General features: G+C 71.2%; 20 protein-coding genes and 2 pseudogenes. 12 read left to right on the forward strand and 10 right to left on the reverse strand.

All coding sequences use genetic code 11. The features are described from left to right. The first annotated feature begins 206 nt into the window (after window positions 1–206). Genes AB0F98_RS29630 through AB0F98_RS29645 form a run of 4 tightly spaced genes read left to right on the forward strand, consistent with a single transcriptional unit; the run spans window position 207 to window position 4,517 of the window. Window positions 207–1,493 carry an ABC transporter substrate-binding protein gene (locus AB0F98_RS29630; protein ID WP_357742156.1) on the forward strand — a complete coding sequence of 429 codons (1,287 nt, stop codon included), beginning with the start codon at window positions 207–209 and terminating at the stop codon, window positions 1,491–1,493. Window positions 1,494–1,543: 50 nt separating this feature from the next. Further along, window positions 1,544–2,461: a sugar ABC transporter permease gene (locus AB0F98_RS29635; protein ID WP_357742299.1), complete on the forward strand. Its 918-nt coding sequence runs from the start codon at window positions 1,544–1,546 to the stop codon at window positions 2,459–2,461. Window position 2,462: 1 nt separating this feature from the next. After that, on the forward strand, window positions 2,463–3,299 hold the full coding sequence (locus AB0F98_RS29640; protein WP_357742159.1) for a carbohydrate ABC transporter permease: 837 nt from the start codon (window positions 2,463–2,465) through the stop codon (window positions 3,297–3,299). Between the two features lie 9 nt (window positions 3,300–3,308). After that, window positions 3,309–4,517, forward strand: coding sequence for an ABC transporter ATP-binding protein (locus AB0F98_RS29645; protein ID WP_357742161.1), 1,209 nt, complete (start codon window positions 3,309–3,311; stop codon window positions 4,515–4,517). A 485-nt stretch (window positions 4,518–5,002) separates the two neighbouring features. Here AB0F98_RS29645 and AB0F98_RS29650 read toward each other — a convergent pair whose 3' ends face one another. Next, complete coding sequence (locus AB0F98_RS29650) at window positions 5,003–6,097, reverse strand: winged helix DNA-binding domain-containing protein (RefSeq protein ID WP_357742163.1); 1,095 nt, start codon at window positions 6,095–6,097, stop codon at window positions 5,003–5,005. A 142-nt stretch (window positions 6,098–6,239) separates the two neighbouring features. On the opposite strand from AB0F98_RS29650, the gene AB0F98_RS29655 reads away from it, so the two are divergent. Beyond that, window positions 6,240–6,623: a hypothetical protein gene (locus tag AB0F98_RS29655; RefSeq protein ID WP_357742166.1), complete on the forward strand. Its 384-nt coding sequence runs from the start codon at window positions 6,240–6,242 to the stop codon at window positions 6,621–6,623. Window positions 6,624–6,823: 200 nt separating this feature from the next. Further along, on the forward strand, window positions 6,824–7,441 hold the full coding sequence (gene wrbA, locus AB0F98_RS29660) for an NAD(P)H:quinone oxidoreductase (RefSeq protein ID WP_357742169.1): 618 nt from the start codon (window positions 6,824–6,826) through the stop codon (window positions 7,439–7,441). Between the two features lie 119 nt (window positions 7,442–7,560). On the opposite strand, the gene AB0F98_RS29665 is transcribed toward wrbA, so the two are convergent. After that, entirely contained in the window at window positions 7,561–9,468 is a 1,908-nt protein-coding gene (locus AB0F98_RS29665) for an anthranilate synthase family protein (RefSeq protein ID WP_357742172.1), read from the reverse strand. Between the two features lie 284 nt (window positions 9,469–9,752). On the opposite strand from AB0F98_RS29665, the gene AB0F98_RS29670 reads away from it, so the two are divergent. The 3 genes from AB0F98_RS29670 (at window position 9,753) to AB0F98_RS29680 (ending at window position 14,171) form a co-directional block, all read left to right on the forward strand. Further along, window positions 9,753–11,165, forward strand: a complete 1,413-nt coding sequence (locus tag AB0F98_RS29670) for an FGGY family carbohydrate kinase (protein ID WP_357742175.1) — start codon at window positions 9,753–9,755, stop codon at window positions 11,163–11,165. A gap of 94 nt (window positions 11,166–11,259) precedes the next feature. Then, on the forward strand, window positions 11,260–13,752 hold the full coding sequence (locus tag AB0F98_RS29675; protein ID WP_357742177.1) for a nitrate- and nitrite sensing domain-containing protein: 2,493 nt from the start codon (window positions 11,260–11,262) through the stop codon (window positions 13,750–13,752). Window positions 13,753–13,757: 5 nt separating this feature from the next. Further along, on the forward strand, window positions 13,758–14,171 hold the full coding sequence (locus tag AB0F98_RS29680) for a roadblock/LC7 domain-containing protein (RefSeq protein ID WP_217696862.1): 414 nt from the start codon (window positions 13,758–13,760) through the stop codon (window positions 14,169–14,171). 84 nt (window positions 14,172–14,255) lie between these two features. On the opposite strand, the pseudogene AB0F98_RS29685 reads toward AB0F98_RS29680, so the two are convergent. Both AB0F98_RS29685 and AB0F98_RS29690 read right to left on the reverse strand, forming a co-directional pair. Further along, a pseudogene (locus AB0F98_RS29685) lies at window positions 14,256–14,846 on the reverse strand (family 1 glycosylhydrolase); the annotation flags it as partial. 17 nt (window positions 14,847–14,863) lie between these two features. After that, window positions 14,864–16,099, reverse strand: coding sequence for a transposase (locus AB0F98_RS29690; RefSeq protein ID WP_357742180.1), 1,236 nt, complete (start codon window positions 16,097–16,099; stop codon window positions 14,864–14,866). A 25-nt stretch (window positions 16,100–16,124) separates the two neighbouring features. Here AB0F98_RS29690 and tnpA point away from each other — a divergent pair, with 25 nt between their 5' ends. Next, window positions 16,125–16,541: an IS200/IS605 family transposase gene (gene tnpA / locus AB0F98_RS29695; RefSeq protein ID WP_357742183.1), complete on the forward strand. Its 417-nt coding sequence runs from the start codon at window positions 16,125–16,127 to the stop codon at window positions 16,539–16,541. Between the two features lie 77 nt (window positions 16,542–16,618). On the opposite strand, the pseudogene AB0F98_RS29700 reads toward tnpA, so the two are convergent. After that, window positions 16,619–16,858: pseudogene (locus AB0F98_RS29700) on the reverse strand (family 1 glycosylhydrolase); the annotation flags it as partial. Between the two features lie 222 nt (window positions 16,859–17,080). After that, the gene (locus AB0F98_RS29705; RefSeq protein ID WP_357742302.1) at window positions 17,081–17,692 is read right to left on the reverse strand and encodes a DUF3159 domain-containing protein; all 612 of its coding nucleotides are present in this window, start codon (window positions 17,690–17,692) and stop codon (window positions 17,081–17,083) included. 186 nt (window positions 17,693–17,878) lie between these two features. Between AB0F98_RS29705 and AB0F98_RS29710 the strand changes: the two genes are divergently transcribed. Further along, window positions 17,879–18,760, forward strand: a complete 882-nt coding sequence (locus tag AB0F98_RS29710) for a phosphatase PAP2 family protein (protein WP_357742186.1) — start codon at window positions 17,879–17,881, stop codon at window positions 18,758–18,760. A 7-nt stretch (window positions 18,761–18,767) separates the two neighbouring features. Here AB0F98_RS29710 and AB0F98_RS29715 read toward each other — a convergent pair whose 3' ends face one another. Next, the gene (locus AB0F98_RS29715) at window positions 18,768–19,220 is read right to left on the reverse strand and encodes a YbhB/YbcL family Raf kinase inhibitor-like protein (protein WP_357742189.1); all 453 of its coding nucleotides are present in this window, start codon (window positions 19,218–19,220) and stop codon (window positions 18,768–18,770) included. Window positions 19,221–19,287: 67 nt separating this feature from the next. Here AB0F98_RS29715 and AB0F98_RS29720 point away from each other — a divergent pair, with 67 nt between their 5' ends. Beyond that, entirely contained in the window at window positions 19,288–20,016 is a 729-nt protein-coding gene (locus AB0F98_RS29720) for a maleylpyruvate isomerase N-terminal domain-containing protein (RefSeq protein ID WP_357742191.1), read from the forward strand. A 24-nt stretch (window positions 20,017–20,040) separates the two neighbouring features. Here the strand turns inward: AB0F98_RS29720 and AB0F98_RS29725 are convergent, their stop codons facing one another. From AB0F98_RS29725 to AB0F98_RS29735, 3 genes are all read right to left on the reverse strand, one after another. Then, complete coding sequence (locus AB0F98_RS29725) at window positions 20,041–21,195, reverse strand: MFS transporter (RefSeq protein WP_357742194.1); 1,155 nt, start codon at window positions 21,193–21,195, stop codon at window positions 20,041–20,043. A 292-nt stretch (window positions 21,196–21,487) separates the two neighbouring features. Next, complete coding sequence (locus AB0F98_RS29730) at window positions 21,488–22,069, reverse strand: NAD-dependent epimerase/dehydratase family protein (protein WP_357742197.1); 582 nt, start codon at window positions 22,067–22,069, stop codon at window positions 21,488–21,490. 137 nt (window positions 22,070–22,206) lie between these two features. Then, a complete protein-coding gene (locus AB0F98_RS29735) occupies window positions 22,207–22,956 on the reverse strand; it encodes an isocitrate lyase/phosphoenolpyruvate mutase family protein (RefSeq protein WP_357742200.1) in 750 nt (249 codons plus the stop codon). Window positions 22,957–23,007: the final 51 nt, after the last annotated feature.

A 23,007-nucleotide genomic window follows, 5' to 3' on the forward strand; every position in this document is an offset into this window, starting at 1 on the left:
TGTCAACGCTGGGTGATTTGCCCCGATCAGGCCCTCGTTGATCGTGTCGTGGCTTCGTGATGTTTCGCGACTTCGCAGGTCGGGCAGTGTTGGGGCCACGAAACGTCCGGGGTTGACCCTTTCGCTGGTCGGGGCCCCGACCGTCTCGCCGTGCGCCGGGGCACGGTGGCCTTCCCCGGCACGTGGCCGAGCAGAGGGGAGGGGTGATGAACGACCCTGACGAGGCCGTACGTCGACGCCGACCACGGGTGCGTGCGGTGGCGGCGGCCGCCGCGGTGGCGCTGGCGGCGCCGCTGGCGGGCTGCGGTTCCGGTGGGGACGGCGGCACACCCACGATCAACCTGTACTACCCGCCGGAGCAGAACCTGCAGAAGGTGGTCGACACCTGCAACACCCAGGCAGCCGGCCGCTACAAGATCGTGTACCGGGTGTTGCCGCGGCAGGCCGACGACCAGCGGGTGCAGCTGGTCCGCCGGCTCGCCGCCGAGGACAGCGGCATGGACGTGCTGGGCCTCGACGTCACCTGGACGCAGGAGTTCGCCAGCGCCCACTGGATCCGCGAATGGACCGGGCAGGACAAGGCCGAGGTGGAGCAGGGGACGCTCGCCGGCCCGCTGGAGACCGCGCAGTACGAGGGCAAGCTCTTCGGGGCGCCGAAGAACACCAACGTCCAGCTGCTCTGGTACCGCAAGGACCTGGTTCCGGAGCCGCCGAAGACCTGGGATCAGATGATCTCGATGGCGCAGGACCTCAAGCGGCAGGGCAAGCCGTACCAGGTGCTCACCATGGGCGCCCAGTACGAGGGGCTCGTCGTCCTCTACAACACCCTGGCCGAGAGCGCCGGCGGCCGGATCCTCAGCGAGGACGGCAGCAAGGCGGTGATGGACGAGGGCACGGTCCGGGCGCTGGAGCAGTTGCGTGACCTCGCCACCTCCGGTGTGACGTCGCCGTCGTTCAGCAACGCCACCGAGGACCCGGTCCGGCTGGAGTTCCAGGCCGGTGGCGGCGCCTTTGAGGTCAACTGGCCGTTCGTCTACCCGGCGATGCAGGAGGCCAGCCCGGACCTCGCCAAGCAGGTGGCCTGGGCCCGGGTGCCGGGCATCGACGAGAACACCCCGAGCAAGGTCACCATCGGTGGGGTCAACCTGGCGGTCAGCGCGTACTCGAAGCATCCGGAGCTGTCCTTCGACGCGGCCAAGTGCCTACGTGACGAGCAGAACCAGAAGTTCTCCGCGATCAACGACGGCGTGCCGCCGACGATCGAGAAGGTCTACGACGACCCGGAGATGACCAAGGCGTACCCGATGAAGGACACCATCGTCGAGGAGCTGAAGGAGCCGGCGGTGCGTCCGCTGACCCCGGCGTACCAGAGCATCTCGACGGTGATGTCGGCGGTGCTCTCGCCGCCCGCGCAGATCCGGCCACAGCAGACCGCGGACGAACTGCGCGATGCCATCGCGGACGCGCTCGAGTCGAAGGGGGTGCTCCCGTGAGCGTGAGGAGTGAGCAGAGCGCGACCCGCGGCACCGGTCGGCACGCGGCCATCCCGACTCAGCGGTCGGGGCGGAACCGGGCGCCGCTGAGTGAGAACAGGAAGGCCGAGCGGCGGCTCGGCTGGCTGCTCTGCGCGCCGGCCGCGCTGGTCATGCTGGCGGTGACGGCGTACCCGATCATCTACTCGTTCTGGCTCTCCCTGCAGCGCTTCGACCTGCGCTTTCCCGATCAGCGTGAGTTCGTGGGGCTGGAGAACTACGTCACCGTGCTGACCAACCAGTTCTGGTGGACCGCGTTCGGGGTGACTGCCCTGATCACCGTGGTCACCGTGGCGGTCGAGCTGGTGCTCGGTATGGGGCTCGCGCTGATCATGCACCGTACGCTTGTCGGCCGGGGCATCGTGCGGACCGCCGCGCTGATCCCGTACGGCATCGTCACGGTCGTGGCCGCCTTCTCCTGGCGATACGCGTGGACCCCGGGCACCGGGTACCTGGCGAACCTGTTCAGCGACGGTGCGCCGCTCACCGAGCGGGCCAGCTCGCTGGCGATCATCATGCTGGCCGAGATCTGGAAGACCACACCGTTCATGGCGCTGCTGCTTATGGCGGGGCTCGCGCTGGTGCCCGAGGACCTGCTGAAGGCGGCCTCCACCGACGGGGCGACCTCCTGGCAGCGATTCACCAAGGTGATGCTGCCGGTGATGAAGCCGGCGATCCTGGTCGCGCTGCTGTTCCGCACGCTGGACGCGTTCCGGGTCTTCGACAACATCTTCGTGCTCACCGCCGGCGGTAACGAGACCTCGTCGGTGTCGATGCTCGCCTACAACAACCTGATCCGAGGTTTGAACCTCGGCATCGGCTCGACGATGTCCGTGTTGATCTTCATCACCGTGGCGATCATCGCGTTCGTCTTCGTCAAGCTTTTCGGCACCGCTGCCCCCGGCAGCTCGGACGACGAGAGGCGTTGAGATGGCTACCGAAACCACCACGCGCGCCAAGCTGCGGTGGGGTCTGCTGGACGTCATCGTGGTCGTCTTCGCGCTGATCCCGGTGCTCTGGATCGCCTCCCTGTCGTTCAAGACCCCGGCCACGCTCACCGACGGAAAGTTCGTTCCCCGCGAGTGGACGCTGCACAACTATCGGACGATCTTCGAGACCGACCAGTTCGTCCGCGCCCTGGTGAACTCGATCGGCATCGCGCTGATCGCCACCGCCATCGCGGTGGTGCTCGGCGCGATGGCGGCGTACGCGGTCGCCCGGCTGGACTTCCCCGGCAAGCGGCTGCTGGTCGGGGTGTCCCTGCTGATCGCGATGTTCCCGCAGGTGTCGCTGGTCTCCCCGCTTTTCGAGATCGAACGGCAGCTCGGCCTCTTCGACACCTGGCCGGGACTGATCCTGCCGTACATCACGTTCGCCCTGCCGCTGGCCATCTACACGCTGTCGGCGTTCTTCAAGCAGATCCCGTGGGACCTGGAGAAGGCGGCGAAGATGGACGGCGCCACCCAGGGCCAGGCGTTCCGGCGGGTGATCGCGCCGCTCGCCGCGCCCGGGCTGTTCACCACGGCGATCCTCGTCTTCATCTTCTGTTGGAACGACTTCCTCTTCGCCATCACGCTCACCTCGACCGAGCGGGCCCGTACGGTGCCGGTGGCGTTGTCGTTCTTCACCGGTGAGTCACAGTTCGAGGATCCCACCGGGGCGATCTGCGCCGCCGCCGTGGTGATCACCATTCCGATCATCCTGTTCGTCCTCTTCTTCCAGCGCCGCATCGTCTCCGGCCTGACCTCCGGCGCAGTCAAGGGATAGGTGATAGTCGTGGCTGACATCGTGCTCGACAAGGTGAGCAAGCGGTTCCCGGACGGGACCGTCGCGGTGCGGGACGTCGACCTGGAGATCAGCGACGGCGAGTTCGTGATCCTGGTCGGCCCCTCGGGCTGCGGCAAGTCCACCACCCTGAACATGATCGCCGGGCTGGAGGACATCAGCTCCGGCGAGCTGCGCATCGGCGGTGAGCGGGTCAACGACAAGGCGCCCCGGGACCGGGACATCGCCATGGTCTTCCAGTCGTACGCGCTCTACCCGAACATGACGGTCCGGGAGAACATGGCCTTCCCGCTGCGCCTGCAGAAACTCGACCGGAAGACCGTCGACACCAAGGTCGAGGAGGCGGCGAAGGTCCTGGAGCTGACCGCGCTGCTGGACCGCAAGCCGGCCAACCTCTCCGGCGGCCAGCGGCAGCGGGTGGCGATGGGCCGGGCGATCGTACGCCAGCCCAAGGCGTTCCTGATGGACGAGCCGTTGTCCAACCTGGACGCGAAGTTGCGGGTGCAGATGCGGACGGTGGTGTCCCGGCTCCAGAAGCAGCTCGGCACCACCACCGTCTACGTCACCCACGACCAGACCGAGGCGATGACCCTCGGCGACCGCGTGGTGATCATGCGGGGCGGCGAGGTGCAGCAGGTCGGCCCGCCGCAGGAGCTGTACGACCACCCCCGCAACCTCTTCGTGGCCGGCTTCATCGGCTCCCCGTCGATGAACTTCCTGCACGCTGCCGTCCAGGACGGGAAGCTGCGTACCGCGCTCGGCGAGGTGCCGATCGGCGACCGGGTCCGCCGCGAGTTGGAAGCCGTCGACGCGCCCCGGGAGCTGATCCTCGGTGTCCGGCCGGAGCACTTCGAGGACGCCGAACTGGTCGACGAGGAGACCCGCCGCCGCGGCATGGAGTTCGAGGCGCCGGTGGAGATCGTCGAGTCGATGGGCTCGGACAAGTACGTCTACTTCGCCGTGGCGGGGGAGCGGGCCAGCGCCGCCGAGCTGGAGGAGCTGGCCGCCGACGCGGGCGCGGCCGACTTCACCGGAGCCGGTTCGAACCTGGTGACCCGGCTGTCGGCGGAGTCGCCGGTGGCCGAGGGCGAAACCCGCCGGGTGTGGTTCAACCTGGAGAAGATCCACCTCTTCGACCCGGCCAACGGCCGGAACCTGACCCTGCACGAGGGACGGGCCGCCGGTGCGCTGGCGAACTGAGCACGACCGCACGACCAGGGCCGGCAGGGACACCACCTCGTCGGCCCACCGGCCCACCGGCCCGCCCGGCCCTTCCGGCCCGGCGGCTGGCTGCGGTAGTGCCCTCCGGTCGCTGTCGAGCTGCCCCATTTTCGGGGCAGGCCTGGGCCGGCCTCGGCGTCGCGATCGACGCGGCCAGCGCCCCAGATCTGGGGCAGCTCGACAGCGGTCGGCACCGCATCGGACCACCGGCTCCGTGCGACTTGCCGCCTTACCGGTAGTGGTCGGCGCCGCAGCGGACCCCTGGGCCCGGGTGACTTGCCGCCTTACCGGTAGTGGTCGGCGCCGCAGCGGACCCCTGGGCCCGCGTGACTTGCCGCCTTACCGGTAGTGGTCGGCACCGCATCCGACCCCGGGTCCGCGCCACTTGCCGCCTTACCCGTAAGGGGCCGTACTGCTCCGGGTGTTGGGTGGCCGACGTGCGGGCGTGCCACCCGTCAGCGGTGTCAGGCGGGCCAGTCGACCCGGGACGGCAGGCCGAGGAACTCGGCGTAGCGGGCGAGGGCCCGCTCCGTCCCGGGCCGGTCCAGCGCCGCCAGCGGCGTCACGCTGATCGTCACCCGGCTCTTGCCGACGGTGCGCCGCCAGGTGCCCACCACCCGGCCGCCGTGCACGATCGTGGGCTGGAAGACGCCGTTGTTGCCGGGGACGACCGCATCGCGGTGCGCCGGGTCGAGCATCAGCGAGCGGTCCTTGTAGCCGAGCAGGTATTCGTCGAAACCGGGCAGCGCCAGCACGTCGTCGACCGGCACCCGGGGCGCGCCCAGCAGCGCGGCGTCGACCTGCATCTCCTCCCCGTCGACCTGAACCGTGGCGAGGGTGTCGCCCGCCGCCGCGAATCCCCGCCGGGCGTCGGTGAGGGTGAGCCCCGTCCAGCCGGCGAACTCTCGGGCGGTCACCGGGCCGTGCGACCGCACGTAGCGGCCGGTGAGGATCGCGAGCGCCTCGTCCCGTTCGGGACGCAGCGGGTCCGGCGCCCACTCGTCCAGCAGTGCGAAGGTCTGCTCGGCGCCGACGTTCGGCGCGAGACAGGTCACGCCACGCACACTCGCGTACCAGAGCAGGTGGTAGCCGCGCTGCCCGTCGGTGCCGATGCCGGCCGCGTTCAGCTCGGCCAGGCACTGGGCCCGGGTGAGCCGCCCGCCGCCGGCCAGCGCGCCGCCGAGCACCTCCACGGCGCGGTCCGCGTCGGCCGGTTCGAGACCGAGGGCCGCCCGGCGGCTCGCCGCGCTCGGCAGCGCGCGTACGCCGGTGAGCTCCAGCATCCAGCGGGCGTCACGTGCGGGGACGAGGTGAACGGTGCCGCGCATCGGCCAGGTGCGCAGCGCCTCCCGGCGCTCCAGTGCGGCCTGCACGTCCACCAGCGGGCATGCGGGCAGCCGGGCGCCGAGCGACCAGAGCCCGCTGGACAGATCCTGGGCCTGCATCGCGCCGAACCACTCGACCACCTCGGCCACCGTGCCCGGCCGGGTGTCGGGGTGCGGGCGCAGCAGCAGACTGATCATCCGCAGGGCGAGCGCCTCGCGCGCGGTCAACCGCATCGGGCCCCCTTCCACCGGTCGGGCGTCAGCCTAGGCCCGGCCACCGACAAACTCGGGCCCGCGCCGCCGCCAGGCATAACCGCCACGCTACGGGGGATGCGACGCCGCAAGTACGCGCGCCGCGCGTGCGGAAGGGAGAGCCATGACTGCGTCCAGCGAGCCGATGCGGGGCGGCGCGCCGGCCCGGTCCCGGGCCGGGGGCACCCCAGCCAAGACCAGCGCCGCCGCGACTTTTGCGCTGGTGTTCGGCGTTTCCGCCCTGGTGTGCACGTTGACGGCCATCCTCGCGTGGGCCGGGATCATCCTCGGCATCATCGGGATCATCGTCGGCGTCTTCGGGCTCCAGATGGCCAAGCGGCCAGGTGTGACCGGACGGGGCGTGACCATCGGCGGCCTCACGCTCAGCATCATCGCGCTGATACTCGGACTGGTGTTCATCGCCGGAGTCGCCACGTTCCTCAACAACGAGGGAGCGGTGAACCGGCTGCAGGAGCAGGTCGACGACCTGCGGGGCCGGGTCACGTGATCCAGGGGCAGGTACCGCTCGGCGTCGCCGTACGGTGACGCCGAGCGCCCCTGATCGCGCTGCGTCAGCTCCTTGCCGGCGGAGCGCGATCACCCGTTGAGGTCGTCCGGCCCGGGGCGGCGGATGGGGGCGTCCTGGGACGTTTGCCGCAGAAGGTGACGGGTAGTCGCCGGAGCTGACATACGGAAGGGGACGCTCCGATGGCTGACCGGGTAAAGGTAGCGGTGATTTACTACAGCGCCACCGGCACCACCTACCAGATGGCGCAGGCCGCCTGCGAGACGGCGGGGGACGTGGGTGCCGACGTACGACTGCGCAAGGTGCGCGAACTCGCGCCCGACGAGGCGATTCGCTCGAACTCCGGCTGGCACGCCCACCACCTCGAGACTCAGGACGTCCCCGAGGCGATGCTCGACGACCTGACCTGGGCCGACGTGGTCATCTTCGGGACGCCGACCCGGTACGGCGTGATGGCCGCCCAGCTCAAACAGTTCATCGACACCACCGGCCCGCTCTGGGCCCAGGGTGCCCTGGTCAACAAGGTCTACTCGGCGTTCTGCACCACGGGGACCAGTCACGGCGGCCAGGAGACCACCCTGACGTCGCTCTTCTCGGTCTTCTACCACTGGGGCGGGATCGTGGTGACTCCCGGTTACACCGACAGCAGCCAGTTCATCGCCGGGAACCCCTACGGCGCCTCGCACACCAGCAACAACGGGGAGGTCGCGCCGGACGACATCGCCCTGACCGCCACCGCGCTGACCGCCCGGCGCGCGGTGCAGATCGGCGCCGCCGTGAAGAAGGGCCTCGCCGGCTGAGACCGGAGCGACCCGGCGGTCGGGCGGCGGCTCTCGCCCCGCCCGACCTCCCACGGTCCTGGATCAGGTCTCGCCGAATCCCCGGTCGGCGGGCCACGCCGGGGTCACCGCGGATCCGGTCACGCTGGTGACTCGAGCCGGCCGGCGGTCGACAGCACCGCCGGCAGCAGGTCGGCCAGCACCGCGACGCCGTCCGGGCTGAGCACCGACTCCGGGTGGAACTGCACCCCGGCGAAGGCCGGCCCGCGCAGCGCGTGCACCGCGCCGTCCGCGGCGTCGCGAGCCAGCTCCACCCGGCCGTACGGGGTGTCCAGAGCGTCGGCGCCGGCGCGGGCGGTGAAGGTGGCGTAGAAGCCCACCCGGCGGGGCCTGCCGAAGACGTCGATCTCCCGCTGCAACCCCTGGTACGGGGCGTCGCGTTGGTGCAGTGGCAGCCCGAGCAGCCCGGCCAGCAGTTGGTGTCCCAGGCAGACCGCGAGGGTCGGCCGGCCGGCGGCCAGCAGCCCGGCCAGCAGCCCGCGCAGTGCGCGCATCTTCGGCTCGGTCGTGCTGCCCGGGTCGCCCGGGCCCGGCCCGGCCACCACCAGGTCGTATCCGTCCAGCGGCCCGGGCGCGTGCCACGGCCGTACGGTCACGGCCAGGCCGAGCGCCCGCAGCTGGTGGGTGAGCATGCCGGTGAAGGTGTCCTCGGCGTCGACGACCAGCGCCGAGCGCCCGGCCAGCGCCGGCAGTGCGCCGACGCCCGGTGCCCGCTGGTCCAGCCAGAACCGCGCCAGCGGCGCGTTGCGTGCGGCGAGCGCGGCGCGTACCTCCGGATCGTCGGCCAGCCGTGGTGTCGCCTCCCGGCCGGCGCGGGCGGCCTGCGGACCGAGCCCGAGCGCGGCCAGCACGCCGGCTGCCTTCGCGTGCGTCTCCGCCACCTCGCCGGCCGCGGTCGAGTGCCGGACCAGGGTGGCGCCGACCGACACGCGCAGCGCCCCGTCGGGGGAGATCTCCGCGGTGCGGATCAGGATCGGCGCGTCCAGGGTCTGCCGGCCGGCGTCGTCGTGGCCGAGCAGGGCCAGCACACCCGCGTAGTAGCGTCGCCCGGTGCGCTCGTGCCGGGCGATCACCCGGCAGGCGTTCTCCATCGGGCTGCCGGTGACCGTCGGTGCGAACATCGTCTCCCGCAGCACGTCCCGGACGTCCCGGGTGCCCCGGCCGGCGAGCAGATACTCGGTGTGCGCCAGGTGGGACATCTCCTTGAGGTACGGGCCGACCACCTGCCCGCCGTCCTCGGCGACCGTGGCCATCATCTTCAGTTCCTCGTCGAGCACCATGTAGAGCTCCTCGACCTCCTTCTGGTCGGCGAGGAAGCGCAGCAGCGCGGCACGGTCCGGCTCGGCGCCGGCGTGCCGGAACGTGCCGCTGATCGGGTTCATCATCACGAGGCCGTCGTCGACGCTCACGTGCCGTTCCGGGCTCGCGCCCACCAGCACCCGATCGCCGGTGTACACCACGAAGGTCCAGTACGCGCCCCGCTCGCCGAGCAGCAGCCGGCGCAGCGCCGCCATCGCGGCCACCAGGGGCGGGTCCTGCACGGTGGCGGTCAGTGTGCGGTGGATGACGAAGTTGGCGCCCTCGCCCCGGCCGATCTCCTCGGCGAGCACCCGGTCGACCGCGGCGGCGTACTCCTCGTCGGTGACGTCGAACGCGGCGTCGCTGGTGCGTACCGGTTGGTCCGGCAGCGCCGCGAGGGCCTCGGCCAGGCCGATCCGCTCGTGCCGCGTCACCAGCAGGCACTCCAGCGGCATCCCGTCGTCGACGCAGGCGAAGCCGCGTTCGGTGATCTGCCGGAAGGGCACCAGCGCCAGCGTGCGCGGCCCGGATGCGCCCTCCGGCAGCGGGATGTCGGCGAGCCGGTCGACCGTGCGGATCGGGCCCGTGAACAGTTCCAACTGGTCGGCGTCGGCGCGGCGTATCAGCGCGAACGGGCCCGGGTCGGCGCCTGCGGACACGGCGGTGAGCAGGTCGTTCAGGTGGATCATCGGGTTCTCCTGGTGCCGGGCGGTGCCGGTGTGGGCGGCCCGGGTTTCGGAGATCCGGCGACCGCCTCGACAGGCGGCCGCGTGGGAAGTTACGCGCGGAGGATGGCCGCCGGGTCGGCGGGCCACCAGCAGGTCGGATGCGCGAACATGCGCCCACCCTACGCGTACGCCGACCGGTGCGGAAGCCGATCCGGCGTACGCTCCGGCCCCAGCGGGTGTTTGACGAGGTTCGCCCGTAGCGAGCTTCCTCGAACACCCTCTCGGAGCGGGTAATTTGACCGGCGATGAACATTCTCGCGCTCGACCTGGGCACCTCGTCGGTTCGCGGGCTGGTCCTGGACGAGGACACGCAGCCCGTGCCGGGTGCCCTCGCGCGGCGGAAGGTCAGCCTCGCCGTCGGCGACGACGGCACCGGCACGCTGGAAGGGCCGGCCTACCTGACCGGCCTCGTCGAGTGTCTGGACGAGCTCTCCGAGTTCGGGCACCTGCGTGACGTCGAGCTGGTCGCGGTCTCCGGGCAGTGGCATTCGGTGGTCCCGCTGGACGCCGCCGGCGAACCGCTCGGGCCGGCGCTCACCTGGCTCGACACCCGGCCGGTGCTGCCGGCGTCGGCGGCGGGCCCGGCCGACCCCGACGACTACCACCAGCGCACCGGCACCTGGTGGCACCGTGGCTACTGGTCCGTACGACTGCCGTGGTTGCGGGAGCAGACCGGCGGCCGGGTGGCGAGGTTCGCCGGCGTGGTCGAGTACGCCCTGGGCCAACTCCTCGACGAGGCGCCGATGTCCATCTCCCAGGCGTCCGGCACCGGCCTGCTCGACCTGCGCTCGCTGACCTGGGACGAGGAAGCCCTCGCGCTCGCCGGTGCGCGGCCCGGCGTCCTGCCGGAGCTCGCGCCGCTGCAGTGGCGCGGACGGCTCCGGCCCGACCCGGCGAAGAGATGGCCGGCACTGGCCGGCGTGGGCTGGACCGCCGCGGTGGGTGACGGCGGGGCGTCGAACGTCGGCTCGGGCTGCGCCGATCCGAGCCGGGCGGCGGTGACCGTCGGCACCTCGGCGGCGGTACGGCTGATGCAGCGGGTGCCGGCCGGGCAGGAGATGCCCCGCCTGCCCGAGCGGTTGTGGCGGTACCGCGTCGATCACGACCACGTGGTGACCGGGGCCGCGTACTCCTGCGGAGGGAACCTCTTCTCCTGGGCCAACCGGGAGCTGCGGCTGCCCGCCGGCGCCGAACTGGACGCGGCGTTGGCGCTGGTGCCGCCCGGCGGTGGGCGCCCGGCCGACCCTCGCTACGGCGGCGACCGGCCGCCGGGTATGGCGCCGGCCGGCACCGGCGAGCTGCGCGGGCTGAGCTTCGGCACCACGGCGGTGGACATCCTGGCCGGGCTCATGCAGGGCCTGTGCGAGTTGGTGGCACGGGATCTCGAGGTGCTGGAATCCACCGTCGACCGGCAGGTGTCAGTGGTGCTGGGCGGAGGGGCGATGGCCGCATCGATCTGGTGGCGGCAGGCGTTCGCGGCGACGCTGGCCCCGCGCGCGGTGTCGCACCAGCGCAACCCGGAGATCGGTGCGACCGGCGCGGCGTTGGTCGCGTTGGGCCGGTTCGAGGTGGCCGTCGAGTTGGCCGACATCGGCCGGACGGATGAGTTGATCTCACCGACCACGCCAGGTCTACTCCGTCCACAGTATCCTTCCTAGACTTCGACTGCGCTCGACCCGTTGACACCGCTCCCGCGCCTGGTTGGATGGACTCCGCTCCCCGGTCGCGGTGGACGCGAGGGGAGGAGGCAGCGTGGGCGTAGGTGCGGGCCCGGCGCTCGGGGCGGTGCCCAACCATCGCCGTCGTCACTTCGGCGAACGGGTCGTGCCGCACCGGCGCCGCTCGCCGTTGCGACTGCGCGACTGGCGGATGGGCACGAAGCTCGCCACCGTCCTGGTCGTCCCGTCGGTGGCGTTCCTGGTGTTGGCGGGCGTGCAGACCAGCGCCCTGGTCGGGCAGACCACCGTGCTCAGTGACTTCGCCGAGCAGGTCGGCATCGGTCGGCAGATCACCGCCGCGGTGCACCGTGTCCAGCAGGAACGGGACCGCACGGCCGGTGAGCTCGCCGAGCTGCGCCGCGCGGCGGGCGCGGCCGACCGTACCGCCGCCATCGAGGCGTTGGAGCCGTTGCAGGCGGCCACCGACCGGGCCGTCGCGGACCTGCGCCGGGCGGCGGAGCCGCTGGCGGACGCGGACGCGTCGTGGCGGGTGGCGTACTCCGAGGTGCTCGAGGCGTACGACCGGATCGTCTACATCCGTCCCGCGGTGCCACCGGCGGTGCTCAGCAGCGACACGATTCTGAGCAACTACCACCGGGCGGTCGGCACCTTGCTCGACCTGCTCGCCGAACCGGATCCGGGTCAGGGTCGTACGGCGCTCAGTGACGCGGTGCTGCGCTACGTGCAGTTCGCCCGCGTCAAGGAGCTCTCCTCCCGGATCCGCGCCGAGCTCTACGCGGCCGCCCGGGCCGGCCGGTACGGCTCGGAGGACCAGGTCGTCCTCTCCGACCTTCGTGCCCAGCAGCTCACCGCGCTCGGCGCGTTCCGGGTCGCCGCCACCACCGAGCAGATTCGCCGGTACGACCGGATGTCGGTCGATCCGGCGTTCAGCGCCGCCGCCGAGTTGGAGGAGCGTAGCCTGCCCACCGGCGGGGCGGTGCCCGCGGTACTGCCCGCGTCGCAGTGGTGGTCGGCCAGCGAGCAGCGGCAGGAGCTGCTGCGGCAGGCCGAGGAACGTGTGCTGGTCGACGCGGTCCGGCAGGCCGACGACGCGGCGGCGGGTCAGCTGCGTACGACGCTGCTGGTGGCCGGCGGGATCGTCGCGGTGCTGCTGGTCGCCGTGCTCATCTCGTTGCTCATCGGTCGGTCGATCGCCCGGTCCATGCGTCTGCTGCGCGGCCAGGCCCTGCGGATCGCCCAGGTCGAGCTGCCGGACGCCCTGGACCGGCTGCGAACCGTCACCGGTGGGGTGCCGCACATCGAGGTCGCCCCGGCGGTGGTCCGTTCGCTGGACGAGATCGGGGAGCTGGCGGAGGCGTTCGTGGCGGTGCACCGCAGCGCGGTCAGCGTCGCGGTCGAGCAGGCGGCGATGCGGCGCAACGTCAACGCCATGTTCGTGAACCTGGCCCGGCGCAGCCAGGTGCTGGTGGAGCGGCAGCTCGAACTGCTCGACGACCTGGAGCGCGAGGAGCACGACCCGGACCAGCTGGAGAACCTGTTCAAGCTCGACCACCTGGCGGCCCGCATGCGGCGCAACGACGAGAGTCTGCTGGTGCTCGCCGGTACGGAGTCCACCCGGCGGTGGCAACGGCCGGTCGCGCTCGGCGCCGTCCTGCTCGCCGCCGCCGCCGAGATCGAGCAGTACCGACGGGTTCGCCACGAGTCGGTGCCCGATCTGCACCTGGTCGGTCACGCGGTCGGGGAGCTGGTGCACCTGCTCGCCGAGTTGTTGGAGAACGCGACCGCCTTCTCCCGGCCCGACACCGTGGTCTCGGTGAACGCGCACGCCGACGGCGCGGACGCCGTCATCGAGGTCACCGACCGGGGGCTGGGCATGAGTCCGGCGGCGCTGGCCGAGGCGAACGGCGTTCTCGCCACGCCGCCGGCCGCCGACGTCGCGACCGTCGAACGGATGGGCCTGTTCGTGGTCAGTCACCTGGCGGCCCGTCTCGGCGTCCGGGTGCGGCTGCACGGCGGTCAGCATGGCCTGGTGGCGGTACTCCGGCTGCCGGGCTCGTTGCTGGCTCCGGCGTCGGCGGAACAGGTGGCGGGGACGGTCCCGGCCCGGATGTTGACGAATGGGAATGCCCTGGCTGCGGCGGGCGGCGCGGACGATCAGCCGGTGGCGGGCCGCCGGCCGGTCGCGGCGCCCCGGCAGGGACGACCGGTGCCGGTCCGGGCCGAGGACGTGCTCACGCCCGCCTCGGGCGGGACGGGTGGCGGCTGGTGGTCCCGGAAGGCGCCGTCGGCACCCGCTCGGCCCGGGCCGGCCATGTCGCCCGCGACTCCGGTGACGGGGGGCGTGAACGCACGTGGTCTACCGACGCGCGTGCCGATGGCCCAGCTCGCGGCGATGAGCGGGTCGATCAGGCCGCAGCCGGGACCGTCGACGCACGACCCGGACCCGGATGCGGTCGGCGGAATGCTCTCCCGCCTCTACAGCGGAGTACGGCGGGCAGAGGCGGAGGACACCACCGAGATACCTGTGCCGCCTACCGGTGGGCGCAGTGAAGGAGGACGACAGTGACGACCTTGAGTCAGGAGGCGCGCGACCTGAGCTGGCTGGTCAGCGGCTTCGCCGAGCGGGTGCCGGGGGTGGCCCACGCCGCGGTGGTCTCCTCGGACGGGCTGCTGGTGGCGATCTCCGACCATCTGCCCAGGGACAATGCGGACAAGCTCGCCGCGGTGACCTCCGGGCTGATGAGCATCACCTCGGGCGCGGCGCAGATCTTCGACGGGGACGTGGTCAAGCAGACGGTCGTCGAGATGGGCCGGGGCTACTTCCTCGTCATGCAGGTGCGGGACGGGTCGATCCTCGCCACCCTCGCGGCCGGGGACGCCGACATCGGCGTGGTGGGCTACGAGATGGCCCGGCTGGCCAAGCAGGCGGGGGAGATGCTCACTCCGGCGCTGCGGGCCGAGTTGCAGCAGGCGTTGCCGCGCTGACCTTCGGGTTCCTCTCCGGTGGCCGGTGACCCACGGCCCCGGCCCCGGGCTCGGCGTGCCGGGCCCGGGGCGGTGAGTCGTTGCTCAGAAGCCGTTGTCGGCGATGACGGCGCGGTACCAGTGGGCGCTGCGCTTGGGGATGCGCCGCTGGGTCGGGTAGTCCACGTACACCAGGCCCCAGCGCTGGTCGTACCCCTCGTCCCATTCGAAGTTGTCGAGCAGCGACCAGACGTGGAAGCTCTCCAGCGGTACCCCGGCCGTCACCGCCCGGTGCGCGGCGGCGAGATGGTCCCGGAGGAAGGCGACGCGTCCGGCGTCGTCGACGGTGCCGTCGGCGTCCAGGGTGTCCGTTGTGGGCAGTCCGTTCTCCGTCACGGTGAGCGGGACCGGCCCGTAGTCGCGGGTGACCCGGGTCAGGATGTCGTACATGCCCTGCGGGTAGATCTGCTGCCAGTCGGCCTCCGACGTCGGCCAGCGTCGTGCGGTGCCGCCGCCGGCCGTCACGTAGATCGGCGTGTAGTACTGCACCGCGAGGATGTCGATCGGTGACGAGATGATGTCCAGGTCCCCGTCGGCGATGCCCTGCACCATCCGGCTCTGCGGCCCGAGGTCCGCGAGCACGTCGTGTGGAGAGCGGCCGGTGAAGACGGACGGACGGAGGTAGAGGCGGTTCTCTTGACATCCTCTCCGCCCTAAGGGACGGAGATTCCCTCCACGCTGCGTGTGGAACACGCGGCGTCCGGGTGGGTTACCGCTTCCCCGCGCGGCGCCGGGACGAGTCCCGGTCTTACCTGCGCTCCACGGTCGTTTCCGTTGTCCGCCTGCCCGGCGGCCAACACGTTCAATGCCGCATTCACGTCCCGGTCGTGGGCTGCTCCGCAGGGACAGTCCCACGACCGGACGTTGAGCGTCATCTTCTCGCTGATGCGGCCACATGCCGAGCACATCCGGGTGGACGGGAAGAACCTGTCCACCCGGCCGAACGTACGCCTGTAACGTGCGGCCTTGTACTCCAACATGGCGGTGAAGCCGGCCCACCCGGCGTCGTGCACCGATTTGGCGAGCCTGGTCCGGCTGAGACCGGCAACGCACAGGTCCTCGACGTAGATCGCTTGATTCTCGCGAACGATCGTCGTGGACAGCTTGTGCTGCCAGTCCCGCCGGGTGTCGGCCACCCGCGAGTGGGCGCGGGCGACCTTGACGACGGCCTTCTTGCGCTTGTTCGAGCCCTTCTGCTTGCGGGAGAGGGCCTGCTGCAACCGCTTGAGCTTGCGGGCCGCGCGGCGCAGGAACCTCGGCGCCGTAATCTTCGTGCCGTCCGAGAGCACCGCGAAGTGCGTCAACCCCAGATCGATGCCCACCTCGGACTCGACCGGCGGCAACGTCTCGTCCTCACCGGTTTGCACGACGAACGAGGCGAAGTACCGCCCGCAAGCGTCCCGAATGATCGCCACGCTGGACGGGTCCGAGGGCAACTGCCGCGACCATCGCACGTCCAGGTCGCCGATCTTCGGCAGACGCAGACGGCCGTTGTCGAGGACCTTGAACCGGGAGTTCTTGGTGAAGCGGATGGCCTGCCGGTTGTCCTTGCGCGACCGGAACCGGGGCGGGGCGACCTTGCGGCCGTTGCGCTTGCCGGTGACCGAGGCGAAGAAGTTGCGGTAGGCGCTGTTCAAATCGGTCAGGGCCTGCTGTAACACCACGGCGGATACCTCGCCCAGCCATGCCCGCTGCGGGGTCGTTTTGGCCAGGGTGATGACCCGCTTGGACAGCTCGGCGTCCGAGACGTACTTCTCACCCGCCTCGCGTGCCTGCTGGCGCAGACGCAGCCCGTCGTTGAACACCACGCGGGCGCACCCGAACGCCTGCGCCAGCGCGGTGCGCTGGGCGGTGTCCGGGTAGACCCGGTAGTTGTAACGGAGCTGCACGACCGCCACGGTATCATGTTGGTCTATGGCTGAACGTCAAGACATTCGCACGGGCAGACACTGCGTTTTCGCGATGCACGTCCACTTGGTCTTCGTCACGAAGCTCCGGCACAACGTGTTCGCCGACCGGCACCTGACCCGAATGGAGGCGATCATGCGGGACGTGTGCGCCGACTTCGAAGCCGACCTGGTCGAGTTCAACGGCGAGAACAACCACGTACACCTGCTGGTCAACTACCCGCCCAAAATCGCGGTCGCCCGGCTGGTCAACAGCCTCAAGGGTGTCTCCTCGCGCCGCCTACGGCAGGAGTTCCCCGACCTCGTGCGCCACTACTACCAGACCAACAAACTGTGGTCAGGCTCGTACTTCGCAGGCTCCGCCGACGGCGCACCGCTGAACGCCGTAAAACAGTACATCGAGCAGCAGAACCATGCCGGTTAAAGCACTGCTCCGGCCTCACGGCCCTCCCAGCGCGGGCCTTCACCCCCGGCCTGAAGGCCAGAGCACTGGCCCGCATTCCGGTAGCTGCCCAGCCCGAGGTCGCGCATCAGGTCGAGGTCCTCGCGGTACCGGCGGTAGTGGTCGGCGGCCACGTCGCCGGTGTCGCCGTTGCGGGTACGCCCGGGGGTCCGGCTGAAGGTGTCCCAGATCGACTCGCCTCGGCCGTCCTCCTTCACCGACCCCTCGATCTGGTAGGCGGACGTGGACGCTCCCCAGACGAAGCCGGGTGGGAAACGCAGCGGGGTGGGCATCGGCATCTGTTCTCCTTGTGCGCCGGGCGCCCGCCGAGGGCGGGAGCGCTCCCAGGATTATGGCAGCACGGATGGTCGGCGCTCCGCACCAACCATCCGGCCATCCCTCGGAAAAACAGGCGCGAAAAAGTGGCTGACGTGGGATCACACGCCGGACCTCGACGGAGTAACGTACGTCACTGGAGAGGCCGCTCCCCCCGTGGCGGCCTCTCTTTCTGCCGTACGACGTCAGCGTCGCGCCGGATCGACCGGATGCCGCAGCCCGGGATGCCCGGCCGGCAGCGACCGGCGTACCACCACCCAGCTCACCGCCAACGCCGCGGCCACCAGCGGCCAGGTGAGCGCGACCCGGGCCACCACCAGCGCCACCACCTGCCCGCCGAGATAGAGCGGAACGAAGACCGCGACGCGAAGCAGGTAGGTGGCGGTCCAGATCCAACTGGCCCGCCCGTACGCCCGCACCAGCGCCGCGTCCCGCCGCCACCGGGTGCGTTGGCCGAGCGCGGCGCCGACCACCACGCCGAGCAGCGGCCAGCGCAGCACGATGCTGACCGCCCAGGCCAGCGCGCTGGCCGCGTTGGAGAGCAGTTGGAGCAGGAAGAAATCGGCCGCCCGGCCGGTGCGCAACGCGATCAACGCCGCCACGCAGACCGCCAGCAGCCCGATCAGCACGGACCGAGGTCGGTCCCCCCGACGTAGCCGCCAGACCGCCACCCCGGCCCCGGCGACCACCGCGGCACCGACCCCGACCCAGAGCGACTCGCCGCCCAGCAGCCAGCCCACCGCGAACGCGACCGGCGGCAGCGTTGCGTCGACCGCCCCGTGGCGGCCGCCGAGCAGGTCGGCGAGGGACTCCGGCCGGCCCTGATCGGCGGCTGCCGAATGTTCGGAGGCGTCGGCCGGGGATGGGCCGTCATCCTGCCGTGCGCCGGTCACCGTCACCCTCCTCACCTCGCTTCCAACCTAACCGCACGAAGCGGGTGGGCCACCCATCGCCCACGCGGCAGCGCTCGCTAACGTTGGCCCGTGCGGGCGACGGCGAGGGGTTGGACGGCGGTCTGGCTTGTCGTGTTCGTTCTGGTGCAGGTGGCCGCGTTCCTCGTGACCTGGCGGGTGGCGGTGCACACCGAACTCGGCCAGTGGGTCGACACCGTGGCGCTGACGGGCAACCGGATCGGGCAGGACCGCATCGACGAACCGGTGGACCGGATCCTGAACGCCATGTCGGTGGTCTCGCTGCTGGCCGCGACCGCCGTGATCGGCTTCATCGCCCTGATGCGCGGCCGGATCGCGCTGGCGATCACCGCGACCCTGCTGATCGCCGGCGCCAACGTGACCACCCAACTGCTCAAGTACGGCCTGTCCCGCCCCGACCTCGGCATCGACCTCGAACGCGTCTACGCCGGCAACAGCCTGCCGAGCGGGCACGCCGCCGTGGCGGCCTCCGTGGCGGTGGCGCTGGTGCTCGTCCTGCCGACCAGGGTACGGGCGTTCGGCGCGTTCGTCGGCGCCGGTTACGCGGCCGCCGCCGGAGTGGCGACCCTCTCCGCCGGCTGGCACCGGCCCAGCGACGCGCTGGCCGCGTTCCTCGTCGTCGGCGTCTGGGCGGCAGTGGCCGGACTGGTTCTGCTGTTCACACAGCGGGAACAGGCGCAGTTCTCCACCGCCGACGCCCACCGGGTCGCCTCGACGGTGCTCGGCGTCGGCGGCGTGATCGCCCTGGTGATCGCCGGGCTGTCCCTGGGTTGGCTGACGGACCTGCGCGCCGTCGAACCGGAGGAACTCACCCGGCGGGCGCTCTTCGTCGCCTACGCCGGCAGCGCGGCCGGCATCGCGGGGACGATGGCGGTGGTGATGGTACTGGTCCTCGCCATGGTGCACCGGCTGGTCCCGCGCCACCAGGGCTGAGACGCGCTCAACGGCCGTAGGTGCCGACCATGGTGCCGCTGGCGAACTCGTGACCGGCCACCGCCTCGTGCACGTCGGTCGCCTGCGGCGCGTCCGGCAGATCCAACGGGCTGTTCAGCGCGTACAGGCGGAAGAAGTAGCGGTGCGGATCGTCGCCGCGCGGCGGCTGCGGACCGGCCCAGCCGACCTCACCGAAGCCGTTCGGCCACTCCCGGGCGCCCTTGGGCACTGCCCCTTCCGCCAGCCCTGCGGCGGCCGGCCGGATGCCGGTGACCAACCAGTGCAGGAAGGGCGTACGGCCGGCGTCCGGGTCCTCCACGAGCAGGAGCAGTTCGCTGGCCGACTCGGGCACCTGTGACCACTCCAGCGGCGGTGAGATGTTGCCGCCCTCGCGGGAGAAGCGAGCCGGCAGCAGATCGTGGTCGTTGAACGCGCTGCTGCGCATCATGATTCCGGCCATCGGTGGCGCCTCCCTCAGTCGAGTCCGCTGCGCGCGTACCCGCCGGGCGGGCGCCGAAACGGCCGGCATGCACCGGACGGGCGTCGCCGTGAGAGGGTACGGGGCGCAGTCGGTGAGGGGAGGACCGGTGGACACGGTACGGGCGGCTTTCCGCGACGAGTGCGCTCGGCTGGGTGAGGTGCTGTCCGGCCTCTCCGAGGCGGACCTGGACCGGCCCACCGACTGCCGGCCGTGGACCGTACGGGAACTGCTCGCCCACGTCCGCAGCGGTGCCGGCCGGCTCGCCGACATGCTCGCCGCGCCCGCCCCACCCGAGGCGGAGGTGGACGCGGCCACGTACTTCGGCGCGCCGAAGTTCACCCCGGAGGTCGACGTGGCCCGCATCGACAGCGGCCGGCGGGAGGCCCGTGAACTCGACGGCGCGGCGCTGGTGGCGGACTTCGAACGGGCCTGGCGGGCGACCGAGGTCGCGGTCGCGGCCGCGCCCGCCGACCGGGTGGTGCGTACCCGGCACGGCGACGCGATGAGCGTCACCGAGTTCCTGCGTACCCGGGTGGTGGAGGTCGGCGTGCACGGCCTGGACCTGGCCGCCGCGCTTGCGCTGGAGCCGTGGCTCACCCCGACGGCCGCGCAGGTGATCGCCGGGCTGCTCACCGGTGGGCGGCCGGTCCCGCCCGAGCTGGGGTGGGACCGGCTGACGTTGATCCGCAAGACCACCGGCCGGGCGCGGCTCAGCCGCCGGGAACAGGCGGTCGTCGACGCGGCCGGTTTCCGCTGGCTCTCCTTCGGCGGCTGATCCGCCGGTTCGTGCGCCTCAGTTTCAGTTGGTTGGTTTGATGCGGGTCTGGGCGACGAGGCTGGTGAACGCGAGGATGACGGTCAGTGCCGTGTAGCAGACGACTGCCGGTATCTCGCCAAGAGGACCGGCGAGCTGGCCCTCGATGACGATCGGAATCCCGAAGGCGGCGTAGGAGACGACGTAGACGCCGCCCACGATGCCTCCGCGTTGGTGCGCTGCGGCGAGCGGGATGATGAGGCGCAGGGCTGCGGTGAAGGAGGCGCCGAAGGCGACACCGGCGATGGCCTGACCGATGATCATGATCGCCAGACTGCCGACGAACACGCCACCGATGATGCCGAGGGCCCCGACGATCGACGCGTAGATGCCGATGGTCATCGCTCGCCGAGGGTGGACGCGTCCGAACGAAAGTCCGACGAGGGTCGACACAGCTGGTGCCACGAACCCGGCCAGGCCGTTGAGCAGGGCGCTGTCCAGGTGGAAGACGCTGCGCACCATGCTCGGGGCCAGCCCTCCGGACAGGCCCGCGAGCATCCAGACTGCGGCGACCACCGGCACCGCCGCACGGAACTCCTTGCGGGCGGGAGGCGGGACCGCAAGGTGCGGAACCATCGAGCGGAGCGCACCGGGGGTACGCGTCATGGTCTCCGGGGAGAGAACGACGACGAAGCCCCCGAGAACCGTGAGGACGATGAGGACGGTGAAGACGATCGAGTTCGCCGCGGGCGTCAGCTGGATGGCGAGGCCACCCAGCAGGGAGCCGATGCCCAGGCCGCCGGTCAGGCCGACGCTGCCGAGGACCGTGCCGAGTCTCTTCCTGTGCTGTGGGGCGAGCTCGACGAGCGCTGCGGTGAAGGCGGCCGTCGCCGCGCCGCTGGCGACTCCTTGTACGACGCGACCGGCGATCACCCACCCGATGTCCGAGGCGACGAGGAAGAGGACGTTCGAGGCGAGCTGGATGGCCAGAGCTCCGATCAGCACCGGGCGCCGGCCGATGTGGTCGGACAGCGACCCCAGCGTCAGGACGGCGGAGAGGAAGCCGATCGCGTAGACGGCGAACGCCAGTGTGAGAAGCGATGGTGAGAACTCCCACTGCTGTTTGTAGACCACGAGCAGTGGGGTAAGCGCGCCCGCCGCGAGGTACAGACTCGTGAACGCGAGCGCCGTACCCGTCAACGCCAGCCCGCCTGGGAGGGTGCGTCGGGCGCGGGTCGTGGGTGCCTCCGTGGTCAGCTGAGATGTGGACAGGACAGGCTCCTTGGAGAGGCCGCGCAGGAGCGCGGTGGGTGGGAAATCAGTACGGTGTGCACCGGAGCAGGACAACGGGCCGACCGCTCTGCGGGGGTCGGCCCGGTCGCCGGGTGCCCTTGTCGCGGGGACTCGCCTCCGTCGTCGAGCCGGGCTGTCGTCAGCCAGGCCTTCGATCGCCCCCCCCGGTTCGGGGCGGCTCGACGAGCGGATGGCGACGCTAATCGGTGATGACGACGACGCCGGACGGCTCGCCCAACAGCTCGACCGTCCGCTCGGCGGCACGGTCGATCTGGACGCGAGGCTCCGCGGGAATGTGCTGCTCGTTGTAGGTGCCGGGCCCGTAGAACTGCCCGTAGCTGAGTACGACGCCGCCTTCGGCGAGCACGGAGCGCTCCAGTTCGGCGACGGCCAGGGCATCGGGTCCGTCGGGCAACTGCCAGGCGACGGTCTGGGCCAGGATCTTCGGCGATCCGCTCCGCCGTGCCGCCTCGATCAGGTTCTGGTTTCCCTCGGTCCGGATGCGAGCGTTCAGCTCCGCATGATCACCGATCTTCTCCACCTCGTCCGGCAGGTCGGTCAGTTCGTTCAGAATGACGTCCGGCTTGAAGTCCCGAACGGCCTGGATCAACGCGTCCCGGTCGAACACGTCACACAGGATCGGCTCGGCTCCGAGCTGAGCCAGCAACTCGACCTTGCTGGCCGAGCGCGTCATGCCACCGACCACGTGTCCGGCCTGGACCAGCCGGGGAATCAGCCGCTGCCCGATCACTCCGGACGCACCGGCAAGAAAAATCCTCATGTTCTCTCCTTGTAGTGATTTGCTGTACGCGAATTGGCCCGGTCACGCTGGAGGACGTGCTCCGCGGCGCCTTGCTGGGCGGCGGTGCCATAAACGGGCGACGCGCGCCGAGGTGCCGGTTCGACCCGGGGGCTCGGTTATTCCCGGCCCGCGTCCGCACGGAGCGCCGGGCTTTCGGCGAGCAGCTGTACCGCGAGTGCGTCGGTCGCCTCCATCGCGTGCCGCTGCATCCTCGGACCGAAGGTGATGCGCGTTGCGCCCAGCCGTGCCAGCTCGGCCACGGACTCCCCGTCCGGTCCGGCAGCCGCGTTCAGCGGCCCCTCGATGCTCTCCCGCAACACCGGCAACACCTCGGGCGGTGCCATGAGCGGGTAGACGCAGTCGGCGCCGGCGGCGATGTACAGGCGGGCGCGTGCCACGGCGTCGACCGGGTCGCCCGTCCCGAACAGGAAGGTGTCGACGCGCGCGTTGATGAAGAGAGCGTCACCCGCCTCCGTCCGCACCTCGGCCAGCCAATCCGCGTGCCGCTGCGGGTCCTCGAGCGCGTGCCCCTCGGAGTCCTCCAGGTTGCAGCCGACGGCACCCGTTTCGATCAGCCGCCCGACCAACTCCCCGGGGGCGAGGCGGTAACCGCCCTCGATGTCGGCGGACACGGGCACGGCAACGGCCCGGGCGATCCTCGCCACCGCGGCGAACATCTCCTTGGGCGGGGTCGAGCCGTCGTCGTAGCCGAGCGAAGCGGCGATCCCGGCGCTCGGGGTGGCGAGCGCGGAGAAGCCGACGTCGGCGAAGACCCGCGCGCTGGCCACGTCCCACGGCCCCGGCAGGACGAGCGGGTCACCGGCGGCGCGGCCGTGGTGCAGGGCGCGGAAAGTGGAGGCAGTCATCTTCACCCCTCTGAAGGGGATGCGTTCGGATTCATGACCAACACGCTACGC

The sequence above is a fragment of the Micromonospora sp. NPDC023737 genome (assembly GCF_040639715.1).
Taxonomy (GTDB): domain Bacteria; phylum Actinomycetota; class Actinomycetes; order Mycobacteriales; family Micromonosporaceae; genus Micromonospora.